The sequence below is a fragment of the uncultured Campylobacter sp. genome, from assembly GCF_938018035.1.
Taxonomy (GTDB): Bacteria; Campylobacterota; Campylobacteria; order Campylobacterales; family Campylobacteraceae; genus Campylobacter_B.
In genome coordinates this window covers 1-4474 of sequence record NZ_CALIJF010000181.1, presented here as the reverse complement: position 1 = coordinate 4474, position 4474 = coordinate 1, and the positions used below count along the sequence as shown (strand labels likewise).

Genomic DNA, 4474 nt, shown 5'->3' with positions numbered 1-4474 from the left:
CTCCTCCTCGCCGAGCTCTTTGGCAGGTTTTTTAGCCTGAATTTCGTGAAGCTTGACTTTAAAAATCGCGTCCTTACCGGCTAAGCTTTTCGCGCCGTAATCTTGCGGAAATTTAACCGCTACGTCGCGCTCCTCGCCCACTCTAAGCCCGATCATTCCGTCCTCAAAGCCGGGGATAAATTGATTTGAGCCGATCTGAAGGACGTAGTCCTGCGCCTTGCCGCCGTCGAATGGCTTGCCGTCCACGAAGCCTTCGAAATCAAATTTTGCAAAATCGTCTTTGGCTAGAATTTTTTTGTTGGTTTTAGAAATAGGTGCGATCATCTGCAAAAATTCCGCCACTTTCTCGTCGATCTCTTTTTGAGTAACGCGCGGGCTGCTAAATTTAGGAATTAACTCCTCGTACCCCTCGACGTTAACCTCGGGCCTGAAAGAAATTTCGATCTCGACGTCAATATCGCCGTTTTTTTCATCAAATTTAGAAAAGACCGGCTCGGATAAAATTTCATCTTGTTTTTTCTTTAAAATTTTAAGAGACTCATCGATCATATCTTTAAGAAGTTCCTGCTTTGCATCGCCCTCAAGCTGCTTGCCGTATCGCTTCAAAACCACCGCGGTAGGCACTTTGCCCTGTCTGAATCCATCGATTCTTAGCTGCTTGGAGGCCTTTTTGGCTAGCTCTTCTACTTTTGCCGCGATCTGCTTTGCTTCGATCTTGCTCGCAGCTACCGCATTTGCGGCGTCTTTCATTTTTGCTTTTACTTCCATAAAATTCCTTTAGAAAATTTAAAAATAGCTCGTAATATATCAAAAAATTTCTTATTTAAAGTATAAATTCCTAAAATTTGCCGAGCCTAAGCGGCTCGCGGCTTTTAAATTTTAAAATTTTAAGAGCTCGCCTTGAAATTTAAAGCGGGCTTGAGGCTAAAATTTTACCGATACGTTAAACATAAACTGCCGCGCGTAGCCCATCTGAATAGGTATCACGCTCGTAGTCGTGCCGGTCGAGGATGAGGTATAGTATTTTTTGTCGGTCAAATTTTTGACGTTGAACGAAAAATTCGTATCATAGCCCGAAATTTTAGTATCGTAGCTCACGAAGGCGTCATAAACTACGGCGTGAGGCAGCTTAAACGCCGTTCCTGCGGGCACGCTCGGTAGGTTCGTGCGCATATAGTAGGTGTACCACGAGCCGAAGTATCGCGCGCCGCCGCCAAGCCTAAGCCCCTTTGCGCCTAGATGCGCAAAATCGTAGTTGGCAAATAGGCTTGCTTGGTGCTTCGGCGTCGCTTCCAGCGGTTTGCCGATTAGCACCGCAAAAGCGCCGTCATCCTCACGCACTCTCGTTTTGGTATATGCGTAGCTTGCCGACATGCTAAGTCCCTGCGTTACGCGCCCGTTTATATCGAGTTCAAATCCTCGCGAGCGAGCCTTGCCGATCGTCTCACTTATATTATTTACCGTTCGCAGGATGTTTCTTTTATCGATATTAAACACCGCCGCACCCGCAGTGACTCGATCGTTTTGAAATTTAGTGCCGAGCTCTACGGATTTGCCTTCCTCCGGCTTTAGATCGCCGCCTATCGCCTCGCCTATGGACATCTGCGGCGTGAAGCTTTGCGCATAGTTAGTATATACCGACCACTGCGGGCTTAACAGGTACAAAAGCCCGCCCTGATAGGTCGTAGCGGCCTTTTTCTGATCGGTGTTGTTCGGTCCTTGCCAGCTTTGTTTGGCTACTTGATCGTAAAATTCCCTACGCACGCCCAAAGAAAGTATTAACTCGTCGGTTAAATTTATATTATCTTGGGTGTAAAGACCGATCGTTCTTAGCTTTTGATATTGTATTTTTGGCTCTCTATCGTTCGTTAGGACGGCGCCCGAAGCGGTCTGCCCGGTAAGCATATTGATGCGCCCTGCGGAGCCTTTTAGCGCGCCCGGGCGGTATCTGTAGTAGTTTTTGTAATCCGTGCCGAAAAGGACATCGTGCTTAAGCGGGCCCGTTTCAAATTTGCCGTTTAGCGTGACGCTTGCTGCGTGCGTGCGGTGTATGAAATTATCGTAGTAGTTATACGATCGCGTCGTGCCGGTAAGGCCTTGGGGCGTGAATGGATTGTTCGGACGGACGTAGCCGTATTCGTGCTTGCTGCGCGAGAAAGCATAGGCGCCTTTTAATATCCAATCCTCGTTAAATTCCTTCTCAAAGCCGAAATCAACCGTATCGAGCTTGCTTTGTAGTTTATTTACCGGCTCGTCGAAGCGGGCTTTGCCGCTGCCGTAAATTTTACCCGTACTCGGCACCAAAAATGCGCCGCGATCCACCGGATCGGTAGAGCGGCTATGGGTGTAGCCTAAGCTTATTGAATAATCGTCTCCTTGATACGCAAGCGACGGCGCAAAGAGCGTGTTTTTTATACCGCCGAAATTTCGCCAATAATCCTTCGCGTAGTAATCGAATATAAATCTATACGCAAAGCCGCTATCTGCGATCGGTCCTGTAGTATCAAATCCAGCGTCCCAATAGTTGCGGTTGCCCAGCCCACCCCAAAGCTCATTTATAAACTCATACTGCGGCTTTTTGGTTACCATGTTTATGACGCCGCCTGGTTGCTGCGCGCCGTAGAGCATGCTCGCGGGCCCTTTTAGAACCTCGACGCTTTGAATGGCTTTATTGAAATTGTGCATCACGGCGCCCGGCACGCCGTTGCGCATAATCGAGCCGTCGCGACCCTCGCCGAAGCCACGCTTGATGATCGCATCAAAAATATTTCCCGTCGTATTTGCATAGCTTATGCCGCTTACGTTTTGCAGCGATTCCGCTAAGGTCTCTGGCTTTTTGTCCTTTAGATGCTGCTGCGTTACGACGTTTACGGTTTGCGGAATTTCTAAAATTCTCTTAGTCGTCTTGCCGATCTCGCTGCGTACGGCACGGTAGCCGTCGTCGTTATTCGCCCATTCTACGACCTCGATATCGCCTAGGTTTTCGCCCGAGGCGGAGCTTGCCGCGGCGTTTTGTTCGGCGCAAGCAAAGGAAAAAAGTGCCAAAGCCGCGCCAAAACTCATCTTAAATTTCATTACCGAACTCCTTGTAGATAAAGCTTATCGAAACGGCGGATTTTAAACAAAAATTTCTTAAATTTAAATATATTATCATTAACATAATGAGATTGATAAAATTTCGCGCGAAATTTTAAAATTTATCAGCGTTATAAAAGGCGTTTTTGAGTAATATCGCGCATCGATTTTTAAGGAATTGCTAAAAATGGACGAAAAGAGCCGAGCGAAATTTGAAAGCTGCGTGTCGCAGATGCTTGAAATTTTAGGCGAGGATCCGAAGCGCGACGGGCTCGCGAAGACGCCGGGGCGCGTGGCTAAAGCCTATGAGTTTCTAACTAGCGGCTACGAGCTGGACCCAAAAGAAATTTTAAACGACGCGCTGTTTGAGAGTAGCAACAACGAGATGGTTTTGATAAAAGATATAGAATTTTATAGCCTCTGCGAGCACCATCTGCTGCCTATCATTGGGCGCGCGCATGTCGCGTATATCCCGAATAAAAAGGTCGTGGGGCTTAGCAAAATTCCGCGTATGGTAAATATTTTCGCGCGCAGGCTGCAGATCCAAGAGCAGCTTACCGAGCAGATCGCAAGCGCAATCCAAGAGGTGATCCATCCGCTCGGCGTGGGCGTGGTGCTGCAGGCGCGGCACATGTGCATGGAGATGCGCGGCGTGCAAAAGATCAACTCGACCACGACTACGTCGGCACTACGGGGGCTTTTTATCAGCCGAAACGACACGCGCAAGGAATTTTTCGATCTAATAAATTCTCCAAAAACTTTTGGTTTTTAAAACGGCAAGCGTTAAAGAAAAATTTAGCAATTATGTTATATTATCGTGCGAAATTGATAAAAGAGCGAAATTGTCTGATTAAAATTTCAGATAAATTTTAGAAAGGAATTTTATGCAGCGCGTTTATTTAGATAATAACGCCACTACAATGGTTGATCCCGAAGTTTTTGAGGAGATGAAGCCGTTTTTTTGCGATAAATACGGCAATCCAAACTCCCTTCACAGCTTCGGTAGCGAGACTCACCCCGCGCTAAGAGCCGCGATGGATAGGCTTTATGCGGGGCTTGGCGCTGCGGATGCGGACGATATCGTCATCACGAGCTGTGCGACCGAGAGCAATAACTGGGTTTTAAAAGGAATTTACTACGATAAAATTCTAACCGGCGAGAAGGATAATATCGTCATAAGCTCCGTCGAGCACCCCGCAATCAGCGCAACCTGTGCTTTTTTAGAAAAAATTTGCGGCGTAAAGATTACTCGCCTGGGCGTCGATAAAGACGGACTAATCGATCTTGACGAGCTTAGCGAAAAGATCAACGATAAAACCGCGCTTGTTAGCGTGATGTGGGCAAATAACGAAACCGGCACGATCTTCCCCGTAAAAAAAATCGCACAAATCGCACACGA

The 4474-nt window shown here is 47.3% G+C and carries 4 protein-coding genes; 2 read left to right on the top strand and 2 right to left on the bottom strand.

Annotation, left to right across the window (positions count from 1 at the left end; genetic code table 11):
• Together tig and Q0257_RS05445 are read right to left on the bottom strand one after the other, a co-directional pair.
• Positions 1–768 (bottom strand): trigger factor (gene tig / locus Q0257_RS05450; RefSeq protein WP_298022544.1); only part of this gene is annotated, 768 nt, incomplete at its 3' end.
• A gap of 156 nt (positions 769–924) precedes the next feature.
• Positions 925–3075, bottom strand: a complete 2151-nt coding sequence (locus tag Q0257_RS05445) for a TonB-dependent siderophore receptor (RefSeq protein ID WP_298022542.1) — start codon at positions 3073–3075, stop codon at positions 925–927.
• A gap of 187 nt (positions 3076–3262) precedes the next feature.
• On the opposite strand from Q0257_RS05445, the gene folE reads away from it, so the two are divergent.
• Together folE and Q0257_RS05435 are read left to right on the top strand one after the other, a co-directional pair.
• Positions 3263–3847: a GTP cyclohydrolase I FolE gene (gene folE, locus Q0257_RS05440; protein WP_005871572.1), complete on the top strand. Its 585-nt coding sequence runs from the start codon at positions 3263–3265 to the stop codon at positions 3845–3847.
• 112 nt (positions 3848–3959) lie between these two features.
• Positions 3960–4474, top strand: a 515-nt coding sequence (locus tag Q0257_RS05435; RefSeq protein ID WP_298022539.1) for an aminotransferase class V-fold PLP-dependent enzyme, incomplete at its 3' end; no start/stop codon positions are given.

Bases quoted from the DNA above. Each gene is read 5' to 3' on its own strand.
- Q0257_RS05445 (WP_298022542.1), bottom strand. From the start codon at position 3,075: ATGAAATTTAAGATGAGTTTTGGCGCGGCTTTGGCACTTTTTTCCTTT.
- folE (WP_005871572.1), top strand. From the start codon at position 3,263: ATGGACGAAAAGAGCCGAGCGAAATTTGAAAGCTGCGTGTCGCAGATG.